The sequence below is a fragment of the Schaalia odontolytica genome, assembly GCF_031191545.1.
Taxonomy (GTDB): Bacteria; Actinomycetota; Actinomycetes; order Actinomycetales; family Actinomycetaceae; genus Pauljensenia; species Pauljensenia odontolytica.
Genome location: NZ_CP133472.1, coordinates 288,214 through 310,886, shown reverse-complemented (window position 1 = coordinate 310,886; position 22,673 = coordinate 288,214). Strand labels below are relative to the sequence as shown.

The following is a 22,673-nucleotide window of genomic DNA, read 5'->3' as shown; positions in this document are numbered from 1 at the left end:
ATGGCCGAAGTTGAGAGCTTTGCCCTGGACCACACCGCAGTGAAGGCGCCCTACGTGCGCCTCATCAACGTCGAGGCCGGGCCCAAGGGAGACCAGATTTCGAACTTCGACGTGAGACTCCTCCAACCCAACGCCGGTGAGATCCCGACCTCGGGCCTGCACACGATCGAGCACCTCCTGGCCTCCCTGCTGCGCGACCGCATCGACGGCGTTATCGACTGCTCGCCGTTTGGCTGCCGCACCGGCTTCCACCTCATCATGTGGGGGACCCCCTCGGTGCGTGAGGTGACGCAGGCCCTGGCCTCGTCCCTGCACGCGATCGCCGAGGACGTCACCTGGGAGGACGTGCCCGGCACCGACGCCTACTCGTGCGGTAATTACCGCGATCATTCGCTGTTCAGCGCCCGCGAATGGAGCCGCACAATCCTCGAACAGGGTTTCTCTCTCGACCCCTTCGAGCGTATTCATCTCGTCCACTGAACTGCCGTGACGAGGTCCGGGGTCCAGCCACGAGGCTGGGCCCCACGAGTGTATCTCAGGGCCTATCGGCGTTGGTGGGTCGGGGAAAAGGTAGGGGAGTATAGGGGCAGCCCCCCATGGAATTGGTCAGGAGCGGTCGCCGATACTAGAAGGGTCCGAACCAGCAAGGAGAAAGCACTACGATGTCCGCTCCCGCACTCACCTCCCCCGCTCGCATCGCGCCACGGTCGCGCCTGGGCGTCAACCAGTACTGGATCAAGCTCGCGATGGCGGCGCTCATGGTCCTCGACCATCTCCCGCACGTTCCCGGCCTGGTTCCGGTCATGTGGGTGGACATCTTCCACGTCGTCACCAGGTGCGTGGCCGTCTGGTTCGCCTACGGCGCGGTCGAAGGGGTTCTCTACACGTCGAACATGCGCAAGTACCTGACGCGCCTGTGGGGCGCGTCGCTCATCATGGCCGCGGGTAACTACGCGCTGGGCCTGCTGCTGGCCACCCGCGGCGTCCACATGTACGACAACAATATTTTCCTCACCCTGGCTGTGGGGACCAGCCTTCTTGCCCTCGTCAAGCGCTGGTCAGGGACAAAGTGGCACAAGTGGGCGATCGGCGGTGTTTCTGTGCTCTCGCTCGTGTGCTCGGTTCTTCCAATCGAGGGTGGCCTGCCTCTTCTTCCCTTCATGGTCATTACCTATGCGCTCTACTCGCGCGTCGTGTGGCGTGACATCGCGTACCTGGCGCTCGCAGCGGCCATGTTCGCCCTCGTGTGGCAGCCCTACGACACGTGGCAGGCGACGGCGTCCATGCTCGCGCAGAACTCCGATTTCATGCTCATCCTCGTGATTCCGATCCTGCACCTGTACAACGGTGAGCACGGCCCGCACACGCGATTCTCCAAGTACTTCTTCTACGTGTTCTACCCCGCCCACCTGTGGCTACTCGCCCTGGTCGCGTACGTTCAGGCGGGCTGAGCGCCTCTCGAGACGGTTGGCGCCCCGAGGGTCTTGCTGCGCGCGGGATCTGAGGGGCGTCTCCTAGTCCAGGCCCACCGCCTCACGCACGCGCGCCTCCAGGGCGTCGGCCTCGAGCCTGCCGGCGTCATCCAGCGGGCCGGAGGCCGTCAGGACTGAGAAGAGCCCGTTGTCGCCCCGGCGCACCCACGCCGTGATCGCCGTCCCGTTGCCTGCCTCCACCTGGGAATGCAGGACGATCGAGCGGTTGACGAACTCGCTCAGGTGACGCATGAACTTGCCCGGATCGCCCGTCCCACGTCCCGTCAGGGGCGGCCGAGCCGGGTCCACCCACTCCAGGGCAAAGAGCTGGCCCTTGGCCTCCCAACGCGCCCGAGCCACGTCGTACCACGGGAACACGGCGGGCATGACCTCCCCGTCGCCGGAAGCGGCCTCCGCGCGAAACGCGTACAGGCCCGATCTTGCGGCGGCCAGCCACCGACCGTCCTCCAGCATCAGGGCGGGGGAGCGGCGCTCGCGGGAGGGGAGGGTGGACGCACAGGGGCCAGGCAGAGTCGTCATGCGTCGATCGTATCCTTTCGGCAGAAATCGTGCGCACAGGCCTATGCGTACGTGAAAGCGTACGTTATGATGGTGGTGGAAAGGGATAATTATGACTGCTGTGAGTGCTACTGCCGCACGCTCGGACCTGTATCGGCTCATCGACACCGTGAACGAGGAGTCGACTCCGATCACGATCACCGGACGTCGCGGAAACGCTGTTCTCATCGGCGAGGCCGACTGGTCCGCGATTCAGGAAACCCTCTACCTGCAGGGGATTCCCGGGATGGCGGACAGCCTGAAGGAAGCCGCTCGCGAAGACCTCGACAATGCCCTCGATGACGTGGAGTGGTAGCGATGTGGCGAGTCGTTTTCTCCAAGCAGGCCGCGAAGGATGCGAAGAAGCTCTCCGCCAGCGGGCTCAAGGCGAAAGCTCAGAGCCTCATCAAGGTTCTGACTGAGGATCCGTTTGCGACGCCTCCCCGCTACGAGCGCCTCGTGGGCGACCTCGCTGGCATGTATTCGCGCAGAATTAACATTCAGCACAGGCTTGTTTACGAGGTCTTCGAAGAGGAGCGCACTGTCCGCGTCCTGCGCATGTGGACCCACTATGAGTGAGTTCTCCCGTGGGGTGAGAACCTCCACAGGGAGCGGGGGAGTGGGTCACATGCCGAAATCAATCGGCCACAATGCGGACGGCGGGCATATTCTGGCTTCATATTTGTGAAAAACCACGACAGGAGACCTCATGGCATCGACGCAGCACACCCCCACGGAACTTGAGGCTGCCGGCGATCTGGTACTTCCCGCCGCCGACGAGCTGGCCGGTCGTTTCCCCCTGACCCCCAACGCTTACCCGGCGACGCCGGAAGAGTATGACGAGATCATGTCGACCCTGGCCTTCGGCAAGAAGTTCACGGACCACATGGCCCACATGCGCTGGACCCGCGAGGGTGGCTGGGATGACCGCGGCGTTATTCCCTACGGCCCGCTCGAGCTGACCCCCGGCGCCTCCGTCTTCCACTACTGCCAGTCCGTGTTCGAGGGTATCAAGGCCTACAAGCGCGAGGACGGCTCCGTGTGGACCTTCCGCCCCGGCTACAACGCCGCGCGCCTGAACCACTCGGCCCGCCGCCTCGCCCTGCCCGAGCTGAGCCGCGAGGACTTCGTGGCCTCCCTCGTGGACTACGTGCGCGCTGATGTCAAGTGGGTTCCAGGCGTTGATGGCTCGTCTCTGTACCTGCGTCCCTTCATGTTCGCCTCCGAGGAGTTCGTGGGCGTCCACCCCGCCGGCGTCGTCGACTACTACGTCATCGGCTCGCCGTCAGGCCCCTATTTCAAGGGCGGCCTGTCGGGCGTGGCCATCTGGGTGGAGCGCGAGTACCACCGCGCCGGCCCCGGCGGCACCGGCAGCGCCAAGGCGGGCGGCAACTACGCGGCCTCCCTGCTGCCCCAGATCCAGGCCGAGGCCAAGGGCTTCTCCCAGGTCTGCTTCCTGGACACCTACGAGGGCAAGTACCTCGAGGAGCTGGGTGGCATGAACATGTTCGTCGTCATGGCCGACGGAACGATCCGCACCCCCGAGCTCACCGGCGTCATCCTCGAGGGTGGCACGCGTAGCGCGATTCTGCGCCTCCTGCGCGACCAGGGCGTGGACGTGCGCGAGGAGAAGATCGCCCTGTCCGAGGTCGTGGACGGCATCCGCTCGGGCGCGGTCAGTGAGGTCTTCGCGTGCGGCACTGCCGCCGTGGTCACCCCGATCACGCGCCTGGCTGGCGACGACTTCGACGTGGAGATCGAGGTGGGGGACAAGACCCGTGAGATCCACAAGCGTCTCACCGACATCCAGTGGGGCCGCGCCGAGGATCCCTACGGCTGGACGTACCGCCTGGTCTGAGCGTGATTGCTTGAGGGAGCCACGGCCTCGTCGACTGCGCGAGGCCGTGGCTTCTTTATGTGGTCGCGATGCAAAATTGGTCGTTACCGGTCAGTTCGCGCGATGACGTCCAGGAAGTCTCGTATGTGAGGGGGCGGAGTCGTCCCGGCCCAGATGGCGGTGAGCGGGCGGGTGATCTGGAGATTGTTGATCCGAACTCGCACGAGTCGGCCGGCGCGGGCGTCCTCGGACACGGCGAGGGAGCTCAACGCGCCGGGGGCTATGCCGGCCATAATCGCGCTGCGAACGCCGAGCGTGGTCGTCAGCACGGCTGCGGGCTCGGCTGCGAGGGGAAAGCCCGCCTCGGTGAGGGCGTTCTCGAGCGCTTGTCGGGTGCCGCTGCCGGTCTCGCGGAGCACCAACCCAGTGCCCGCCAGTTCACGGACGGACACCCGGCGGGTCTTCGCCCATCGGTGACCGTGCTGCACAACGACTTCGATGGTGTCGTAAGCGACGGTGACCGACCGGAGGCCGGCGGGAACGACAGGGGTCTCGACGAGCCCGAGGTCTGCGGTTCCCTCGCGTATGGCCTCGACGACCGTGCTGCTGTTGGCGGCTGTGAGTTGAACGACCGGGCCGTCATTGCCGTGAGAGATGCGCCACCGGGCGATCCAATCCGGTAGGAGGTGTTCTGCGATCGTGAGGCTCGCGGCGATGCGCATCATCTTCCCGCGATCCGTGCGGAGCGAGTTGACAGCATCCGAGAACTCGTCGGCCGCTGTCAGCAGCGTTGTTCCCCAGCCAACAACCAGCTCGCCTGTCGGAGTCAGTCGGGAGCCCCGTGCGGAACGCACCAGCAGTCGCATGCGCAGATCTTTTTCCAGGTTCCGGATGCGCAGAGATATCGCCTGCTGACTCACGCCCAACTGCGCGCTTGCCGCCGACATGCTGCTTTCCTTCGCGACGAGCGCCAAGACTCGCAGTGCCTCCAAGTCCGGCTCGTAGCGCATCTTCCACCTCCCAGCCACAAGCATAACTTGTATAGCGGACCGTATCTGCCTCTACTCGCGCAAGCGAGTCCCAGGACACAATGGATGCATGACACAGACCCAGAACATTGCGACTGCCCGACCGGAACACGCGCTGCTTGCCCGAGTCCGCGCGCTCCTGCCCGGGCTTGTCCTCTGCCTGGCCGCGGCCGGAGCATCGTACGGGGTCAGCCTGCTGCTGCCGGGAGTCAGCCCGCTCATTATCGCGATCGTGCTTGGCGTACTCCTGGCCAACGTCGTCCGGCTGCCAGCAGCGGCCTCCGACGGCATCGACTTCTCCGCGAAAAAGCTCCTGCGCGCCGGCATCGTCTTCCTCGGACTCCAGCTGGTACTGACCGACATCCTCGACCTCGGAGCCCCAATGCTGGTCGTCGTCGTGTGCATTGTCGCCGGCGGTCTGCTCGGCACCGTTCTCCTGGGGAGGCTGCTGCGGGTTCCATCCGGGCTCTCGCTGCTCATTGCCTGCGGATTCTCCATCTGCGGCGCGGCAGCCGTGGCGGGCGCGGCAGGGGTCACCGACCCGGACGACGAGGCCGAGGAAGACACCATCACCGCGGTCGCCCTCGTGGTGATCTTCGGAACGCTGATGATTCCCCTCGTCCCACTGCTCACGAACCTGCTTGGCCTGGGCTCCGAGACGGCCGGGATGTGGGCCGGGGGTTCCATCCATGAAATCGCGCAAGTCGTCGCGGCCGGAGGCATCATCGGCGGCGGAGCGCTCACGGTCGCGGTCATCGTCAAACTCGCCCGAGTGCTGCTGCTCGCCCCGGTCGTGGCCATCCTCAGCATCCGGGAGCGCCGTCTCAGCCGTACGGCAGGCGAACCCAGTCAACAGAGGTCGAGTTCGAAGCTGCCGCCCATCGTCCCGCTGTTCATCATCGGGTTCATCGCCATGGTGCTCCTGCGTTCCTTTATCCCTCTGCCGGACTTCGTGCTGACGACCGGCGGGCTGCTGCAGACAGGGTTGCTGGCTGCAGCGATGTTCGGACTCGGCTGCGGCGTCAAGATTCGGAACCTCATCAAGGTGGGCCTCAAGCCCTTCGCCCTGGCCGCGCTCTCCACCCTCCTCGTCGCCACCATCGCCTATTGCGGAGTCACCCTCGCCGGCTGAACATGGCTCACCAGGGCGTCACTACGCGCCGCAAACGGTCCAAAGTGACACTGGTGTCAGAACCTAACTAAGGGTATCCTTGGTTGTGTACTCGTGTGCGTCATGTTGATAGGAGCACAATGAAACGTGCGATCGTGGTCGTCTGCTCGTGGGCAGCGGCTCTCTGCCTGGCCGCCGCCTACCTGGCGATCGGCTGGGGCATCGATGATATTGCGGGACGTAGCGCCTGGTCGACCTGGTGGATCGGCGTGCTGGGCGCCCTGGGATCCGGTGTGTTCGCGTGGGCGGTCAGCGCCCTGGGAGCCGCCCAGATGAACCACATGGAACCTGCTTTGCGTCACTCGATGATCCGCCAGGTCTTCGCCCTGGGTCCCTCGCAGCGCACCAACGAGCGCGCGGGTCGCGTCGTCAACTCCGCGACCGACGGCGTCGAGCGAGTCGCCGCCTACAAGGGCATCTTCCTGGCGCCCATGATCGCGTCGCTGACCATGCCGATCCTCGTCGTCATCGTCGTCGCCCTCGCAATCGACCCGGCCTCGGGTGGCTTCCTCGCGATCGCGATTCCGCTCGTGCCGATCTGCGTCATGGGCTTCCGCAAGGCGTTCAAGCCGGTTTCCGCGCGCTATCGCCACGCCTCGCGTCAGCTCGCCGCGAAGGAGCTCGACGCAATCCAGGGCCTGGGTGACCTGGCCCTGATGAATGCGGGCAAGGACATGGGCAAGCGCCTGGCGCAGGCCGCCGAAGATGTGCGCTCGAAGGTCATGAACTACCTGGCCGGCAACCAGCTGATCCTCCTCGTCATCGACTCCGTCTTCTCCCTGGGAATGATCACCGGAGCGATCGCGCTGGCCCTCATCCGCTACGAGCAGGGCGCGATCAGCGTCGGTGAGGGCGTCTCCCTCGTGCTGCTCTCCTCGATCATGCTCGACCCTCTGGACCGCATCGGCCAGTTCTTCTACATCGGCATGGGTGGCATCGCAGCTAACAAGGAAATCAAGAAGTTCAACAAGCAGACCCCGCCCGTGGCGGACGCCAAGGGCGTCAAGGCTCCGGCTATCCCGCCGCGGCGCGGCGAGATTGCCCTGAGCGGCGTCTCCTTCTCCTACACCGAGGACACCCCGGTCCTGGCGGGCGCGAACCTGATCCTCACCCAGGGCGAGCACGTCGCCCTCGCCGGCCCCTCAGGCGCCGGCAAATCCACGATCTCGGCGCTGCTGCAGGGGTACCTGCGCCCCACCCGCGGTCGCGTGAGCCTCAACGGCGTCGACCTGGCCACCGCGCCCCTGTCGTGGGTGCGCGCCCAGACCGCGGTCGTCGAGCAGACCACCTACCTGTTCTCCGGCACGCTGCGTGACAACCTCCTCCTGGCAGCCCCCGCTGCCACGGATGACCAGCTCATCGAGGCCCTGCGTGCCGCACACCTGGGTGAGTTTGTCGACTCCCTGCCCGGTGGCCTGGATGCCCGCGTGGGTGCCCGAGGCCTGGCCGTCTCCGGCGGCGAGGCCCAGCGCATCGCGATCGCCCGTGCCTTCCTGAAGAACGCGTCGATCATGATCCTGGACGAGCCCACCGCTCACGTGGACCTGGCCTCCGAGCGCGAGATCCTCGCCTCCCTCGACACAGTGTGTGCCGGGCGCACCACCCTGACGATCTCTCACCGAGACGCCACCATCAAGGGCGCCGACCGCGTCGCGACCCTGCAGGAAGGAACGATCCGATGACCCGCAGGCAACTCTCCCTTCGACTCCTGTCGATCACGCGGCGCGTCCTGCCGCCGCTGGCGGCCTCCATCGCCGCCCGCATCGTCTTCCTCGTGATCGGTATCGCCCTGTTCGCCTTGGGCGGCTGGGCCGTCGCCGGCCTCGCGTCGGGGGAGAGCACCTGGAGCATCGCGCTGGTCATTGGCTGCGCCGTGGGCCTGAGCCTCCTTAAGGGCTTGGCCCGCTACCTCGAGCAATTCGCCGGCCATTTCGTGGCCTTCCACTCCCTGGCGATGCTGCGAGGCTACTTCTACGACCGGCTCGAGCCCCAGGCTCCCGCGGGCACGGACCGCCTGGATTCGGGCGACATCATGAACCGCGTGACGAAGGATATCGACCGCGTCGAGGTCTTCTTCGCCCACACGCTGGCCCCCGTCACCACGGCGATCATCGTCCCGATTCTGTCGGTCATGTGGATGGGCAGCGCCGTGTCCTGGACGCTGGCCGCCGTGCTGGCTCCCTTCCTGCTGATCGTCGGCGCGATCGTTCCCTTCCTGGGCTCCGGGTCGACCGCCCGAGCGGCGCGCGAGCTACGCGAGGCCCGCGGCGCGATCGCTGCCCACGTGACCGACTCGGTGCAGGGCGTGCGCGAGGTCCTCGCGTTTGGGGCGCAGGAACGACGCGAGGCAGAGATGCGCGAGATCGAGAAGCGCATCTCCTCGGGCCTGGGTACCCAGGGCCGCTGGATCGCGGTGCGTCGCGGCCTCAACCAGGCGGCCGTCGCCGCCGGTATCGTCACGGTCGCCATGGTCGCGGCCTCCGGCGTGCTCGCGGGCACCCTCACGCTGCCCCAGGCGGGCCTCGCCCTGGGTATCGCCATGGGTTCCTTCGGCCCGGTCCTGGCCGTTGAAGAGTTTTCCGCGGACCTGGACCAGGCCTTCGCGTCGGCCGCCCGCGTGTTTGCGATCACCGACCGCGCGCCCGTCGTTGCCGACCCGGACGACCCCAAGCCGCTGACCGCCGGTGACATCGAGATCACCGACGTGACCTTCTCCTACCCGAGCGAGGGCGACGAATCCCTGCCCGCCCCCACGGTCCTGGACGGCGTCAGCATCCGCATTCCCGCCGGGAAGCGCACCGCCATCGTGGGTGCCTCCGGCTCGGGCAAGTCGACGCTCGCCTCGCTGATCACGCGCACGTGGGACCCGGATACGGGCACCGTCGCCATCGGCGGCACGACGGTGGCCGACGCGTCCCTGCGCGACCTGCGCGCCACGGTCGCCTCCGCTCCCCAGCGCCCCTACCTCTTCAACGACACGCTGCGCGCCAACCTGCTGCTCGCCGCCCCCGAGGCGAGCGAGGCGGACCTGGAGCGCGCGCTCCAGGCCGTGGATCTTACCGGCTGGCTGAGCACGGAAAAGGACGGCTTGGACACGATCGTCGGCGACATGGGTGAGCGCCTCTCGGGTGGCCAGCGTCAGCGCCTGGCCTTGGCCCGCGCCCTTCTGCGCGATGCCCCGATCTATGTCTTTGACGAGGCCACCAGCCAGGTTGACCCGTCCACCGAGCTTCGCGTGCGTGAGGGCATCGCCCGGGTGGCGGCGGGGCGCACCATCGTCGAGATCGCCCACCGCATCAGCGCCGTGCGCGACGCCGACCTGATCATCGTCATGGACGCGGGCCGCGTCGTGGAGAAGGGCACCTACGCCGAGTTGCGCGAGCGCGGCGGCGCGCTCTCCGCCCTCGAGGCGCGCGAAACCACCGATCAACCCGACGCCTGAGAGGCGCGGTAGGCGCGGGGGGTGGGGTTACGGCCCTGTCCCCCGCGTCTTTGTGCGCCCGTTACCGATAGGATTCGATCTATGGAAAGACTGATCGGCTGGACGAAAGCTGACGCGTGGGGTTCCACGAACGCGATCCCCGAGTTCCTGGGGGCCGCCGCCGGGGATGATCCGGTCTCCGAGGTGTGGTTTGGCGTCCACCCGGATGGGCCGACGCTCCTGACGGGAGGGCAGACCCTCGCCGAGCATATCGGCGAGGACCCTAAGCGTGCCCTCGGTGGCGGCCTGCTCTATGCGTTCGGGCCGACGCTGCCGTACCTGGCCAAGATCATCGCCCCCGCGCAAACCCTGAGTCTGCAGGTGCATCCGACGAAGGAGATCGCGCGCGAGGGCTACCTGCGCGAGGAGGTCCTGGGCATCGAGCGCACGGACACGCGCCGCGTCTACCGGGACATGAACCACAAGCCGGAGATGATCTACGCGCTCACCGAGTTTAGCGCCCTCGTCGGCTTCCGCGTGCCGCGCAAGGCCCGCGAGCTCCTCGTCGGCCTCGAGGGAGAGCTCGCAGATCGCCTGCGTCACCGCCTCAAGCTCTCCACCGTGCGCGGTGGTCTGCGCTCCCTGGCCACCTGGCTTTTCGACGAGGACTCGCCGGCGACCCCCGAGCGCGTCGAGGAGTTTGTGGCCGCGTGCCGCTCCCGCCTCGCGTCGGGCGTGTCCCCCTCGCCGCGCACCGATGAGCTCGTGAGCGTCCTGGGGGAGAAGCACCCCGGGGACCCGGGTATCATCGTCGCCTTCCTCATGAACCCGGTGTCGCTGCGCCCCGGCGAGGCCGTCTACATTCCGCCGCGCCAGATCCATGCCTACCAGTCGGGACTGGGTATCGAGGTCATGGCCTCCTCCGACAACGTCGTGCGCGCGGGCCTGACCGGGAAGTACGTGGACTCCGCCCAGCTCGTTGAGATCACCGAGTTCTCGGCGTTGCCTCCCGTGCGCGTGGCCCCCGAACACCCCTCGGCGACGACGGATCGTTTCCTGGCACCCGCCCAGGAGTTCGAGCTGTCGGTGACGACGCTGGCGCCCGGCAAGCACGCCTCCCGCGTGGACGAGGTCGCCGTACCCGGGGAAGGCCCGCGCATTATCATCGCTACATCCGGGTCGGTCACCCTGCATGTGAGTGAGGAACAGGGCGGGGACAGCGTGGAGTTGGCGCGCGGCCAGGCCGTCTTCGTCTCGGCCGCCGAGCGTCGCGTGTGGGCGTACGGAACGGGATCGTTCGTGCAGGTTGCGGCCCCCTGATCGGGGCACGTCGCGCGCCGTGACGAGGCTGTGATGAGCCTCGTTGTCAAGTCGTCCCACGTGGTGGTCTTAGTTCCTGACAAAGCCTTGTAGGCTCTGGTTTTTTCGCTAGAGTGAGAGCCGGGCCTCAACTCCGCTCGCTGCGACGAGGTCCGATTGTCAATCGCAGTGTGGGTGCCGCGTGGGGGTGCCCGCACTGCGATTCTATTTTCGCCTAAAAGATGCCGCTGACCCAGTCGGCCAGTGTCTTGCACGTGGCGGCCAGCTCGCCCTCGTGTGCGTCGTAGCCTGCGACGATGTCCTCGGTGTCGACATCCTCGTTAGTTGCCGCCCACACGGTCGCGATCTCGCGCGTGATCTCGGGGTGGAATTGGACGCCCAGGGCAGATCCGTAGGAGAAGATCTGCGTGTACTTGCTAGAGCGCGCCCACTCGCGCGCGCCGTGGGGGAGTTCCACGATGGCGTCGCCGTGGTCGGCGAAAACCGTGTGGGTTGATGCTAGGGCCATGCGCAGGGGGACGGCGCCGCCTCCGCCCGCCTGGTCGTTCGTGCCCCACACGAGCGGGATGACGCCCCGTTCGGGGCCTGCGGGGTCGGCGACGCTAACCCGTCCACCGAAAGTCGCTGCTATCAGCTGAGCGCCCAGGCAAATGCCCAGGACGCGCACGTTGGCGCTCACGCATCGCCGGGTTAGCTCGCGCTCGGCTTCCAGCCACGGCCATGCCTCGTCGTCATAGGCGGTCGCGCGCCCGCCCAGGAGAATGAGGGCACCCGGAAGGGGAGCGGCCACCAGGTCCTGGAGGCGCTGCGGCTCCTCCCAGGCGCGCACCACCTCGTGACCGCCGAGGAAGGCGGACAACTGACCCGCCGGAACGATCGGGTCGTTTTGAATCACGAGGACGCTCATACGCCAATTGTAGGCGCGATCACGCGCCGGTACCTATCGGCCCTTGAAGAAAGCGAACAGCTGGCGCTCTCGGATCGTCGTTGATGCGATGACGACACCGATGAGAGTCCACGACGCAGCACAGATGCCCTCGGTAGCGACCAGGCGCATCAAGTCAGAGCGGTCACTGGGTGGCGCTCCGCTCAGGATCGTGAGGCATATGGCGGAGGTGAGGACGAATGTGCCTCCCACCCACGACACGGCCTCACACAGTTGGAGGAACGTCGTATCCGATGTGCGGAGCCCAGCGTGCAGTGCTGAGGCGATCTCCAGACGACGCCACCACGTGGCAGCGGCCCCTAGCGCGGCACCGATTGCGCTCGCTGCGATCCACGCCCACCAGGTCGGCCTCTGTCGCAGTCGCCCCGCCGCGTCGAAGGCCGTTCCGCGCGTAGGGTTCATGGCGAGGACCTGGGTGTTCTGGTCGTTGCTTCCAACGAGGGTTGAGCGCACCAGGGCATCCACATCGTCGCTGTGCGGCCAGGATTCGTACCAGCACTCATCGAAGGTCCCCGTCGTGGGCACGGGTGCGAGAGCCGCGTAGGCGTAGCCGGGACGACGCCCGTCGTTCTCGTCCCACGGGTAAGTGCCCGCGACCTCGGCCTGCCCGTGTGCGAGGGGAAGAAGGGCTCCTTGAGAGGTGCCGAGTTCCTCGGCTACCTGCTCAGGGAGCAGAATTCCCGTCGGATCGGCCGAAGTCGTCCCCAGGAGAGAGACGGTTCCAGGCGTGACCTCGTACAGGGGCAGCGACGAGGCCGGAAGAGCCAGCGGGGACAAGCCGGATTCGACCGAGCGAACGGCTCCTGCGCGCACCCCGGGGATTCGCGACAGTGCCTCGCAGGTAGCCCCGTCGATGCTGCCTTGCGCTTGGAGGACTCGCACCGATCCCAGATGGGCGCGAAAAGAGGCCGCCTCAACGCTGACGGAACGAAGAGAGAACGCGTCGGCGCAGATAACGCCTCCGACCAGGGCGGTGGCCAGGACAGTCAGAATCCCGACGCGGGCCGTCCCGCTCAGGCAGTCCCTCCACGCTTCGGACAGGAGTGCGCGCCACGAGAGTGTGCTCATCGCTGTCCCTCCTCGTCCTGGAAGTGTGCGAGGTCGATGATGGCGTCGCACTGCGCGCGAATCGACGGATCGTGCGTCGCGATCACGACGCTGACCCCGTCCTCGCGCAGAGAGCCGAGCGTGGAGGCAATGTCGCGAGCCGTGGATTGATCAAGCTGCGCGGTCGGTTCATCCACGAGGAGCAGGGTGGGGGAGCATGCGAGCCCGCGCGCGAGGAGCACACGCTGAGCCTCGCCGCCCGACAGATCCCGAAATGGGCGGGTTGCAAGATGCGCCAGATTGAAGGCATCAAGGAGCCGGTTCGCCTCGACATCGGCCTGCGCCCGGCTCATGCCGCGGGCCAACAGGGGCAGCGCAACGTGGTCAATGGCGCTGCGCGCGCGGACACCGAACGGGTTCTGGAAGACCCACGCGATACGGGGACTCTGCGAACCAGCCGGACGGGGGACAGTGATCGTTCCCTCGGTCGAAGTCTCCCATCCCGCGATTAGCGACAGCAGCGTTGACTTGCCAGAACCAGATGGGCCGACGATGGCGGTGAGGGCACCGTCCTCGCAGCGGGCGCTCAGATGGCGAAAGAGCCACGGGGTGGCGGCGAACTTGTGCCCGACGTTGTCTAGCTCGACGGACATGAGCGTCCCTCGACGGCGGTGTCGACGGTGGAGAGTGGGGTAGCTGGCAGGACGTAGGTTCGGCCAAGCTGGGAAGAAACGATAGAAACGGGAATCGGCGTGCCGTCTTCAAAGACGCACGCGCCCGTCGCGTCTCCGATCACTGAGGCCGGTGGGATGACCGCGACGGTGATGGGGGAGGCGAGCTTCCAGGAGACGGGCAGCTGAACGGGTCCATCGCCGCTCGGGGCGGACCGGATGAAGGCTGTGTATTCGTGCGAGGAGAGGATCGTCGCCGTCAGGGTGGGGTCGGTGATGATGCCGTCAGAGGGGACCGGGTAGTCCGTGTCCCCCAGGGTGATGACGTGGTCCGCGGGATAGGCGTCCGGTGGGACGGAGAGGCGCAAGGCGTCGCGGGAGTCCTCAAGGGTGAGGAGAACGGTCTGTGTATCGACGCTGTCACCCAGGTGAACGGGGACCGACGAGGGGGTGACGGTCGGCGCAGGAATCCACAGGACGCGAGAGGCCTCGATGCGGGAGGGAACGCCACCAGCTCCGTCGCTCACGCCCATCGCCGAGGCCAGGGCCGCTCGGGTGGAGACTGTGACCCGCTGCGATTCCGCAGGAACCTCATATCCGAGCCGCGCAAGCTCAGTGTTCAGGGCCGCGATATCTGGTCCCGTGGCTCCGTCCACCACGTCCTGATAGAGCGGGGTGGACAGGGCTAGGGCGAGAAGGGGCAGGCCATCAATCTCGCAGGGAATAGAACCTGACGCGATGGGAGTTCCCGTCGCTGCCTGAAGGGCCGTGATGCGCCCGGCAATGGGGGAGGTGAGTTCGTGAGGCGAGGCCGGGGGAATCGTGAGGGTGAGGGAGCGCGTATCGGTGAACTCGCGGGTGGTGACGGGGACCGTCGACGGAGCAGATGACGATGCCAGCGAGGCCGGGGTGGGCGGCGAGGCAATGAGGATACCCGCGCTGACCCCACCCGCACCGGCGATGAGAGCGACAAACGCGGTGAGGGCGAGCCAGCGGCGAGAATTTGTCATCTCAACTCCTGAGGGTGGTTGTGGTCATTTGCTGGGGTCCTCGAGGCATTGTTGCAAAATGTCGGGTCCCTGAGCTGGATCGATGAACGGCAACGTGCTTGCGAGAGGCGTTCCGCTCTCGCGAGCGCGCGCGAGCTCTTGGGCCGTGAAGGACGGCTCAACCGCCTTGTTGCGGATCAAACACTGCGTGTACAGCTCGTTGATATCCCGGTGTTCCGGGTTGACTCGCATGTCGAACTCGAGCGCCTCGATGATCGGCTGACCGGCATCGATGGAACAGGCGGAGACGAATTCTTGTTGCTGATCCTCAGATATGGAGGAGCCAACCGGCTGATCGGGGACGCTCAGCGTGCCGCTCGGGCCGAACGATGCGCCGGTGACGCCCTTGTCTGTCAGGCAGTTAAGCACGCGCTGACGCATGTCCTGTAGTTCTGCCTCGCTGATGGCAGAGTCGGCGAGGACAGATTGAACGAATTCGTTGGACGCCCACTCATTGCGCGCCTGCTCAATGTCGGCCGCCCACGGCCCCTCCGCCGCGGGCGTGGTCTGTTGGCAGCCGCAGGCCGTGGCGACGATGACAAGAGCAGCAGCGAGCAACCCAACGCGCGAACGGATGGAGTGCGTGCCCTCCCTGTTGTTTGCTCCCATGATGTTCTCCCTCGAACAGCCTCGACAATGGGTGCTTACTTCCAGAATAACGAAGAACGGGCTCCGTTTTGCGCATGACGGAGAAGTGAATTGAGATGGGGATGATCAGAGGACCCCAAACGCGCCGCAGCCCCCAGTCCCGGAACCCGACGCGGCGTGCGATCCCCACCGCGGCAGGCCGACCCGGAAGCGGGGGCTGCAACACACGTTTCATTGTGTGAGGCCAAGCTCAAAAAACAGGGGGCTTTACCTGAGAAAACCCTGGGAAACTCGCGCGGGGTGGACATCCATCCACCCCGCGCCCCAGGAAGCGATCAGGCGATCACTTCGATGCGAGGCGAGCGCCCGCGGCCAGTGCCTCCAGCTTCGCCCACGCAATCGACGGGTAGATGCGGCCGCCCAGGCCGCAGTCCGTCGATGCCACGACACGCTCGTCGCCGACGATGTCAGCGAACTGGCGGATACGCTGAGCCACCAGCTCCGGGTGCTCCACGACGTTCGTCGAGTGCGACACGACGCCGGGGATCAGGTACTTGCCCTCGGGCAATTCGATATCGCGCCAGAGCGTCCACTCGTGCGCGTGGCGGGCATTCGCCGCCTCAAAGGTCAAGCCGTTCGCATTGACGAGGAGAGCCAGGTCCACGATGTCCTTGAAGGGGATGTCCGTCGTGTGCGGGCCGTGCCACGAACCCCAGCACACGTGGAAACGCACCAGAGACGGATCGATGCCCTCCAGCGCGTGGTTCAGCGCGTCGATGCGCACGCGCGAGAAGGCACGGTAATCCTCCACCGACGGCTCCGGGTTCATCTGATCCCAGCCCTCCGCGATGTCCGGCGCATCGATCTGTACCGTCAGGCCCGCGTCCGTAATCTGCTTATACTCCTCGCGCAGCACGTCCGCGCACGCCCACACCACGGCCTCGTCGTCCTCGTAGAACGCGTTGGCCACGCGAGCCGCCGAACCCGGTGAAATCGCCGCCACGAAACCATCCGACACGGGCTTGCCCGCCGCCTGAAGCGCGTGCTTCGTTCCCGCGATGTCGCGCGCGACGGCCTCGGCGCCGATGTAGGTGAGCTCGCCCGTGATCGTCGGGAACGCAATCGGGTTGCGGTTCGCGATATGAATGCCCGAATCCGGGTCCGCGTAGGCATCCGCGAAACGCTGCCAGTCGCGGCGCTCCGCGAACGAGGAGAAGGACAGGCGACCGTCTCGGCCAGCCGGGGGACGGACGTCGAAACGCTGCACGTCCTCGAACGACAGCCCGCCGAAACGAGAGAAGGAGTACGTCCACCAGGCGCCGTAGTCGACCGTGTCGAGCATCGCGTGGCCGTACTCGCCGTCGTTCACAATATCCAGGCCAATCTCGGCCTGACGCTTCACAACGCCGTCGACCTCGCCCTGCAGGATCGAGGTGAATTCATCCTCGCCGAGCGAACCCTCGCGGTGCGCGGCGTTCGCCTTGAGCAGCTCTGGGGTGCGGGGCAGGGAGCCAACATGAGTGGTGCGAATCGTCATCGCAGTCCTTTCTCTCTTCTGTGCCTTCAGCGTACGTTTCGCGCCTCGAGAACGAGAGGGAGTGTCCGAACCGTGACTAATGCAATGAACCGCTCGGATGATAAGGCGCTAATTCGCGCACGCACCTATTGCGTTTTCCCCGTTATTGCGCCCTCAAACGTCCATCCACTGACACGATCCGACATCGCAGGCAATCCCCCGGGAAAACGTGCGAAAACCCCGCCACCTCGCCCAGGCCTCGTCCATGAGACGAAACCCGCACGGAAACGCGGCGCTCACGCTCCTAGGGTGGAGTCATTACAAGGCAAACGAAAGGCACCCCCATGAGTCGCCCGCTGCGCTCGGCAACATCCACCCAAGGCCGCAACATGGCCGGAGCACGCGCCCTGTGGCGCGCCACCGGCATGACCGACGGCGACTTCGGTAAGCCGATCATCGCCATTGCCAACTCCTTCACCCAGTTCGTCCCCGGCCACGTCCACCTCAAGAACATGGGAGACCTCGTCGCCGGAGCCATCGAAGCGGCCGGCGGCGTCGCCAAGGAGTTCAACACGATCGCCGTGGACGACGGCATCGCCATGGGCCACGACGGCATGCTCTACTCCCTGCCCAGCCGCGACCTCATCGCCGACAGCGTCGAAACCATGGTCAACGCGCACCGCGCCGACGCCCTCGTGTGCATCTCGAACTGCGACAAGATCACCCCCGGCATGCTCCTGGCCGCCATGCGCCTGAACATCCCCACTATCTTCGTCTCCGGCGGCCCCATGGAATCCGGTGCCGCCGTCGACGGCGTCGTCGAACACCGCCTCGACCTCATCGACGCCATGGTCATGGCCGTCGACGACTCCGTCAGCGACACCCAGCTCGCCAGCATCGAAGCCAACGCCTGCCCCACCTGCGGCTCCTGCGCCGGCATGTTCACCGCCAACTCCATGAACTGCCTCAACGAGGCCATCGGCCTGGCCCTGCCCGGCAACGGCACCACTCTGGCGACCCAGATCGAACGCAAGAAGCTCTTCACCGAAGCCGGCACGCGCATCGTCGACCTGTGCCGCGCCTACTACGACCGTGAGGACGACTCCGTCCTGCCGCGCTCCATCGCCACCAAGGCCGCCTTCGAGAACGCCATGAGCCTGGACGTGGCCATGGGCGGCTCCACCAACACCGTCCTGCACATCCTCGCCATCGCCAACGAGGCCGGCGTCGACTTCACGCTCGACGACATCGACGCGATCTCGCGCCGCGTGCCCTGCCTGTGCAAGGTCGCCCCCAACTCCACGACCTACCACATTGAGCACGTCCACCGCGCCGGCGGCATCCCCGCTCTGCTTGGAGAGCTCGACCGCGCAGGCCTGCTGCGCCGCGAGGTCCACTCCGTCCACTCCGAGAACCTGGCCGACTGGCTGGGGGAGTGGGACGTGCGCAGCGGGACCGCCTCTGACGAGGCCAAGCACCGCTTCCTTGCTGCACCCGGCGGTGTGCGCACCACCCAGGCCTTCTCGACCGCCAACCTCTTTGAGTCCCTCGACACCGACTCTGTCTCCGGCTGCATCCGCTCCGTCGAACACGCCTACACGAAGGACGGCGGCCTGGCCGTCCTCTACGGCAACATCGCCGCAAACGGCGCCATCATCAAGTCCGCCGGCATCGACGAGTCGCTCTTCCACTTCATCGGCAAGGCCTTCGTCGTCGAATCCCAGGAGGAGGCCGTCGAGGCCATCCTGAGCAAGCAGGTCACCGAGGGCGACGTCGTCGTCATTCAGTACGAGGGCCCCAAGGGCGGCCCCGGCATGCAGGAGATGCTCTACCCGACCTCCTACCTCAAGGGCCTGGGCCTGGGCAAGAAGTGCGCCCTCATCACTGACGGCCGCTTCTCCGGCGGCACGTCCGGCATCTCCATCGGCCACATCTCTCCCGAGGCCGCGGCCGGCGGCGCGATCGGCCTCGTGCGAACCGGCGACGAGATCGAAATCGACGTCAATAACCGCGTCCTGCGAGTGGGCGTGAGCGACGAGGAACTCGAGCGCCGCCGCGCCGAGAAGGGTGCCGCCCCGTGGAAGCCCACCAAGCCTCGTGCCCGCCAGGTCTCCGACGCGCTGCGGGTCTACGGCATGCTCGCCGCCTCCGCCGACAAGGGGGGCGTGCGCGTCCTGCCCGACTGGGCGTGAGCGGAGCGCCTACAATCGTGGGCATGCATGGAGAGTACAAAGTTCCCGGAGGCAAGCTCGTCGTCGTCGACACCGACGTGGAGGAGGACCGCCTGACGCGCGTGAGCGTTTCCGGCGACTTCTTCCTCGACCCCGACGACGCGCTCACCCGAATCACCGCGTCCCTCGAGGGAGCCCCGGCCTCGTCGAGTGCGAAAGCCCTCGCCGCGCGCGTGACCGCCGCCCTCCAGGAAGGCGACACCCTCATGGGCGTGACCCCAGAGGCCGTCGGTATCGCCGTGCGCCGGGCCCTGGGTGCCGCCCTATCGTGGGACGACATCGACTTCGATGTCATCCACGGCCCCGTCGTTGACCCGATGATCAACGTCGCCATGGACGAAACCCTCGTCGAGGATGTGGCCGCGGGACGCCGCAAGCCCTTCATGCGCCTGTGGGAGTGGAACGGCCCGCAGGTCGTCATCGGCTCCTTCCAGTCCTACCAAAACGAAATCCAACAGGACGGCGTGGATCGATACGGCATCACCGTGTCGCGGCGCGTCACCGGTGGTGGTGCCATGTTCATGGAGCCCGGCAACTGCATCACCTATTCGCTCGTCATCCCCACCGCCCTCGTGGAGGGAATGAGCTTCGAGCAGGCCTACCCGTACCTGGACCAGTGGGTCATGGAGGTTCTGGAGAAGCTCGGGATCAAGGCCAAGTACGTGCCCCTCAACGACATTGCCTCCGAGGCGGGCAAGATCGGCGGCGCCGCGCAGAAGCGCTGGGCCAGCGGCTACATGGTGCATCACGTGACCATGGCCTACGACATCGACGCCATCAAGATGAACGAGGTCCTGCGCATCGGCATGGAGAAGATCCGCGACAAGGGCACTCGCAGCGCCGTCAAGCGCGTGGACCCCATGCGCTCCCAGACCGGTCTTCCCCGCGAGGAGATCCTTCAGGCGTTCTTCGACCACTTCAAGGAGAAATACAACGCCACGGTCGGGACCATCACCGAGGAGGACCTGGCGGTCGCGCGGGACCGCTGCGAGACGAAGTTTGCGCGCGAGGAGTGGGTGCACCGCATCCCCTGACGCACTCGTTTTCGTGGCCCGCTTCGGTGTCGTTTCGACGAGGCCGGGGCGGGCTTCCGCTTAGAAGAGCTGGAGCGCGCGCACCCCGTGGATGATGAGCTCGACGCCGATGACGAGGATCAAGAAGCCCATGATGCGCACGATCGCGCCGACGCCGGTGGCGCCCAGTTTGTCGATCCAGGGCGTTCCGTAGCGCAGTAGCAGCGCGATGATGGCCGCTGTCACCGCGATTCCCAGGACGATGCCGACATGAAAACCGATGGCCGTGTTGCGGGCGGCCAGCGCGATGACGACGCCGATCGAGCCCGGGCCCGCGATGAGGGGGAGCGCCATGGGGGAGAAGGATACGTCCGGCTTGGAGGTCGCGTGTTGAGCCTCCTCGTGGGTGGCGCGGCGCTTGTTTTCCAGCATCGAGAAGCCCGAGTGTGCGACGACGAGGCCGCCCGCGATCTGCAGAGAGGGGAGGTCGAAGCCGAAAAAACGCATGATGAGCGAGCCGCTGACCGCGAACACCGTCAGGATGGCGAACACATAGATGCCTGTCTTCCACGCCTGCGAGCGCACCGCAGCCGGAGCATTGCCGGCGGTGAGTCCTGCGAACGCCGCGAGACCGCCGATCGGATTTGTGATTGGGGCGAGCGCCAGGATCGCGGCGGACATTCCAGCGAGAACGGTCATCATGGGGATAATCCTAGTCGGCGATGTACTAGCGCGAGCGAGCAGTCCGCTCAGACGCGGCGAGCGCCGAAAACAGCCGTCCCCAGGCGCACAATCGTCGCACCCTCGGCGATAGCCCACTCCAGGTCGTGGCTCATGCCCATTGACAGGGCCAGGTCGGACTCCCCGACGCCCAGGCGCACAGCTGCCTCGTCCCGGATGCCGCGCAGCTGCGCGTAGGCCGCGCGCACGTCGGCCTCGACGGGGGAGTTCAGGCCCACCGTCATGAAGCCCGCGAGATGCAGGTGGGCCGAGGCCTCGACCGCGTCGATGAGCGCGGCGACGTCGGAGGGGGCGCAGCCGTGCTTCGTGGCCTCGCCCGAGACGTTCACCTCGACGAACACCGGGAGCGTGCCGGTCGCGCGTGCGTCGATTTTCGAGGCCAGGGCGGGGGAGTCCAGCGACTCGATCGCGTCCACGCAGGCCAGCGCGTGGTTGATCTTGTTGGACTGCAGAGGCCCAATCAGGTGGATGCGCGCGCCGGGCACCTCGCGGATCGCCTCCGCCGTCGCGCGCGCCTCCTGCACCCGGTTGTGACCGAGCAGAATAGGCAGCCCCGCCTCGCGCAAGGCGATGGCGGCGTCCCGGCACTCCTCGGGCGTGCGCGTCTTAACCGCCAGCTCCAGGTCCACTGAATCTGTGCGCCCGCATGCGGACGTCGCGCGGTCGATGCGGTCGCGGGCGGCGGCGATGGCCTCGGGAATGCTCATGCCCTCATCGTACGCGGCGAGGCGTTTTCAGGGGCCAATCAGGGGTGACTCAGGGGAGTCTGAGAGCCGCGTTGTGGCAGACTAGAATGTTCACAGATCAAGGAAAGGACACGCAATGCGTACCCTGCTCAACATCATCTGGTTCTTCTTCGGAGGGCTCCCCCTCTTCCTGGGATATCTCCTCGCGGGTCTCGTTGCCTGCATCTTCGTCGTGACGATCCCCGCTGGGCTGGCCTGCTTCCGCATCGCCGGATACGTGCTGTGGCCCTTTGGCAAGCGGGTCGTCGACCAGCCGAGCGCGGGCGCGGGATCGGCCCTCATGAACGTCGTGTGGTTCCTGGTCGCCGGCCTGTGGCTCGCCATCGGCCACGTCACCACCGCCGCCGCGCAGGCCGTCACAATCGTCGGCATTCCGCTGGCCATCGCCAACCTCAAGATGATCCCGATCACCTGCTTCCCCTTCGGCAAGGCGATCGTCGACGATCCGACCGCGTCCATCCTCTGACGCGTCCTACACTGGGGCCATGGCTCGCAAGCACAGCAAAGATCGCGGCGGTGGCCCCACCCGCGCTATCGAGGCGCTCACGGCGGCCGGCGTTGCTTGTACCGTTCACGAGTACGAGCACGACCCGGCCGCCCGGGCATTTGGTGAGGAAACCGTCGAGAAGCTGGGTATCGACCCCACCCAGGCCTTCAAGACGCTCATGGTGCGCCTGGAGCCCACCGGTGAGTTCGTCGTCGGCTGCGTGCCCGCCCTGGCCCACCTGTCCATGAAACTGATTGCCAAGGCCGCCGGCGCCAAGAGTGCCGCGATGGCCGACCCGGCCATCGCCCAGCGCCGCACCGGCTACGTCGTGGGCGGTATCAGCCCGCTCGGGCAGACCACCTCCCACCGGCTCTTTATTGACTCATCGTGCTTGGACCACGAGACCATGATCGTCTCGGGTGGGCGCCGGGGCCTCAGCGTCGAGCTGAGCCCCCTCGACCTCGTCGACCTGACGGACGCGGAGGTCACGGACCTGGCCCAGGTCTGACCCTGGCCTCGTCCTGGTTCTGGCCTCGTTCCATCCGCTGATACTCCCGCGTCCCCAAAATTTCGCACGTCATTCCCTCAGCACTCCTTCAGTATGTGACGATTGGTCGTTAGAATTCCGAGGTTTGTGGACTCTTCGGTCCGATCCGAATAATGAATGACGTGCGGGAATGAGGGGGAGTGTGCGCGGAGCCACCAGGTGGGCGAGGAATGCGGGGGTGAGCTGTCACGTTGTTTTAGTCGGTGGAAATCCGTAGGTGCCAAAATACTCCCTGCGGTAGATTCACTCGGTATCCACGGACCGCCGGCCCGTCCCGACACGAA

23 protein-coding genes are annotated in these 22,673 nt (G+C 66.3%); 13 read left to right on the top strand and 10 right to left on the bottom strand.

Annotated features, from left to right (window positions below; genetic code table 11):
• Both RDV55_RS01385 and RDV55_RS01380 read left to right on the top strand, forming a co-directional pair.
• Complete coding sequence (locus RDV55_RS01385) at window positions 1-480, top strand: S-ribosylhomocysteine lyase (RefSeq protein WP_111822882.1); 480 nt, start codon at window positions 1-3, stop codon at window positions 478-480.
• 182 nt (window positions 481-662) lie between these two features.
• On the top strand, window positions 663-1,451 hold the full coding sequence (locus RDV55_RS01380; protein ID WP_111822883.1) for a TraX family protein: 789 nt from the start codon (window positions 663-665) through the stop codon (window positions 1,449-1,451).
• A gap of 63 nt (window positions 1,452-1,514) precedes the next feature.
• Here the strand turns inward: RDV55_RS01380 and RDV55_RS01375 are convergent, their stop codons facing one another.
• Window positions 1,515-2,012, bottom strand: coding sequence for a hypothetical protein (locus tag RDV55_RS01375; RefSeq protein WP_111822884.1), 498 nt, complete (start codon window positions 2,010-2,012; stop codon window positions 1,515-1,517).
• Window positions 2,013-2,103: 91 nt separating this feature from the next.
• On the opposite strand from RDV55_RS01375, the gene RDV55_RS01370 reads away from it, so the two are divergent.
• The 3 genes from RDV55_RS01370 to RDV55_RS01360 all read left to right on the top strand — a co-directional run bounded on the left by RDV55_RS01370 (window position 2,104) and on the right by RDV55_RS01360 (window position 3,888).
• A complete protein-coding gene (locus RDV55_RS01370) occupies window positions 2,104-2,346 on the top strand; it encodes a type II toxin-antitoxin system Phd/YefM family antitoxin (protein WP_009212084.1) in 243 nt (80 codons plus the stop codon).
• Between the two features lie 2 nt (window positions 2,347-2,348).
• Entirely contained in the window at window positions 2,349-2,609 is a 261-nt protein-coding gene (locus RDV55_RS01365; protein WP_111822885.1) for a Txe/YoeB family addiction module toxin, read from the top strand.
• Between the two features lie 130 nt (window positions 2,610-2,739).
• Window positions 2,740-3,888 carry a branched-chain amino acid aminotransferase gene (locus RDV55_RS01360; RefSeq protein ID WP_111822886.1) on the top strand — a complete coding sequence of 383 codons (1,149 nt, stop codon included), beginning with the start codon at window positions 2,740-2,742 and terminating at the stop codon, window positions 3,886-3,888.
• 83 nt (window positions 3,889-3,971) lie between these two features.
• Here RDV55_RS01360 and RDV55_RS01355 read toward each other — a convergent pair whose 3' ends face one another.
• Window positions 3,972-4,877, bottom strand: coding sequence for a LysR family transcriptional regulator (locus RDV55_RS01355; protein WP_111823130.1), 906 nt, complete (start codon window positions 4,875-4,877; stop codon window positions 3,972-3,974).
• Between the two features lie 88 nt (window positions 4,878-4,965).
• Here RDV55_RS01355 and RDV55_RS01350 point away from each other — a divergent pair, with 88 nt between their 5' ends.
• The 4 genes from RDV55_RS01350 (at window position 4,966) to manA (ending at window position 10,807) form a co-directional block, all read left to right on the top strand.
• The gene (locus tag RDV55_RS01350) at window positions 4,966-6,027 is read left to right on the top strand and encodes a YeiH family protein (protein ID WP_111822887.1); all 1,062 of its coding nucleotides are present in this window, start codon (window positions 4,966-4,968) and stop codon (window positions 6,025-6,027) included.
• Window positions 6,028-6,146: 119 nt separating this feature from the next.
• Window positions 6,147-7,748: an ABC transporter ATP-binding protein/permease gene (locus RDV55_RS01345; protein WP_111822888.1), complete on the top strand. Its 1,602-nt coding sequence runs from the start codon at window positions 6,147-6,149 to the stop codon at window positions 7,746-7,748.
• On the top strand, window positions 7,745-9,508 hold the full coding sequence (gene cydC / locus RDV55_RS01340) for a thiol reductant ABC exporter subunit CydC (RefSeq protein WP_111822889.1): 1,764 nt from the start codon (window positions 7,745-7,747) through the stop codon (window positions 9,506-9,508). The genes RDV55_RS01345 and cydC overlap by 4 nt, the downstream gene beginning before the upstream one ends.
• Before the next feature lie 81 nt (window positions 9,509-9,589).
• Entirely contained in the window at window positions 9,590-10,807 is a 1,218-nt protein-coding gene (gene manA / locus RDV55_RS01335) for a mannose-6-phosphate isomerase, class I (protein ID WP_111822890.1), read from the top strand.
• A 214-nt stretch (window positions 10,808-11,021) separates the two neighbouring features.
• Here the strand turns inward: manA and RDV55_RS01330 are convergent, their stop codons facing one another.
• The 6 genes from RDV55_RS01330 to RDV55_RS01305 form a co-directional block, all read right to left on the bottom strand.
• Window positions 11,022-11,714 (bottom strand): type 1 glutamine amidotransferase, encoded by a 693-nt coding sequence (locus tag RDV55_RS01330; protein ID WP_111822891.1) that lies wholly within the window; start codon window positions 11,712-11,714, stop codon window positions 11,022-11,024.
• A gap of 33 nt (window positions 11,715-11,747) precedes the next feature.
• Window positions 11,748-12,821, bottom strand: coding sequence for a hypothetical protein (locus RDV55_RS01325; RefSeq protein ID WP_111822892.1), 1,074 nt, complete (start codon window positions 12,819-12,821; stop codon window positions 11,748-11,750).
• The gene (locus RDV55_RS01320) at window positions 12,818-13,453 is read right to left on the bottom strand and encodes an ABC transporter ATP-binding protein (protein WP_111822893.1); all 636 of its coding nucleotides are present in this window, start codon (window positions 13,451-13,453) and stop codon (window positions 12,818-12,820) included. The genes RDV55_RS01325 and RDV55_RS01320 overlap by 4 nt, the downstream gene beginning before the upstream one ends.
• Window positions 13,438-14,481 (bottom strand): efflux RND transporter periplasmic adaptor subunit, encoded by a 1,044-nt coding sequence (locus RDV55_RS01315; RefSeq protein ID WP_111822894.1) that lies wholly within the window; start codon window positions 14,479-14,481, stop codon window positions 13,438-13,440. The genes RDV55_RS01320 and RDV55_RS01315 overlap by 16 nt, the downstream gene beginning before the upstream one ends.
• A 24-nt stretch (window positions 14,482-14,505) precedes the next feature.
• The gene (locus RDV55_RS01310; RefSeq protein ID WP_111822895.1) at window positions 14,506-15,129 is read right to left on the bottom strand and encodes a hypothetical protein; all 624 of its coding nucleotides are present in this window, start codon (window positions 15,127-15,129) and stop codon (window positions 14,506-14,508) included.
• Between the two features lie 322 nt (window positions 15,130-15,451).
• Window positions 15,452-16,645 carry a cobalamin-independent methionine synthase II family protein gene (locus RDV55_RS01305; protein ID WP_111822896.1) on the bottom strand — a complete coding sequence of 398 codons (1,194 nt, stop codon included), beginning with the start codon at window positions 16,643-16,645 and terminating at the stop codon, window positions 15,452-15,454.
• 368 nt (window positions 16,646-17,013) lie between these two features.
• Here RDV55_RS01305 and ilvD point away from each other — a divergent pair, with 368 nt between their 5' ends.
• Window positions 17,014-18,816, top strand: coding sequence for a dihydroxy-acid dehydratase (ilvD, locus tag RDV55_RS01300; protein ID WP_245907634.1), 1,803 nt, complete (start codon window positions 17,014-17,016; stop codon window positions 18,814-18,816).
• Window positions 18,817-18,839: 23 nt separating this feature from the next.
• A complete protein-coding gene (lplAB, locus tag RDV55_RS01295) occupies window positions 18,840-19,889 on the top strand; it encodes a lipoate-protein ligase LplAB (RefSeq protein WP_111823131.1) in 1,050 nt (349 codons plus the stop codon).
• 60 nt (window positions 19,890-19,949) lie between these two features.
• Here the strand turns inward: lplAB and RDV55_RS01290 are convergent, their stop codons facing one another.
• On the bottom strand, window positions 19,950-20,570 hold the full coding sequence (locus RDV55_RS01290) for a MarC family protein (protein WP_111822898.1): 621 nt from the start codon (window positions 20,568-20,570) through the stop codon (window positions 19,950-19,952).
• A gap of 47 nt (window positions 20,571-20,617) precedes the next feature.
• A complete protein-coding gene (locus RDV55_RS01285; protein ID WP_111822899.1) occupies window positions 20,618-21,316 on the bottom strand; it encodes a YggS family pyridoxal phosphate-dependent enzyme in 699 nt (232 codons plus the stop codon).
• A 115-nt stretch (window positions 21,317-21,431) separates the two neighbouring features.
• On the opposite strand from RDV55_RS01285, the gene RDV55_RS01280 reads away from it, so the two are divergent.
• Together RDV55_RS01280 and ybaK are read left to right on the top strand one after the other, a co-directional pair.
• Complete coding sequence (locus RDV55_RS01280; protein ID WP_111822900.1) at window positions 21,432-21,821, top strand: YccF domain-containing protein; 390 nt, start codon at window positions 21,432-21,434, stop codon at window positions 21,819-21,821.
• 19 nt (window positions 21,822-21,840) lie between these two features.
• A complete protein-coding gene (gene ybaK, locus RDV55_RS01275; RefSeq protein ID WP_111822901.1) occupies window positions 21,841-22,350 on the top strand; it encodes a Cys-tRNA(Pro) deacylase in 510 nt (169 codons plus the stop codon).
• The last annotated feature ends 323 nt before the right edge of the window (window positions 22,351-22,673 follow it).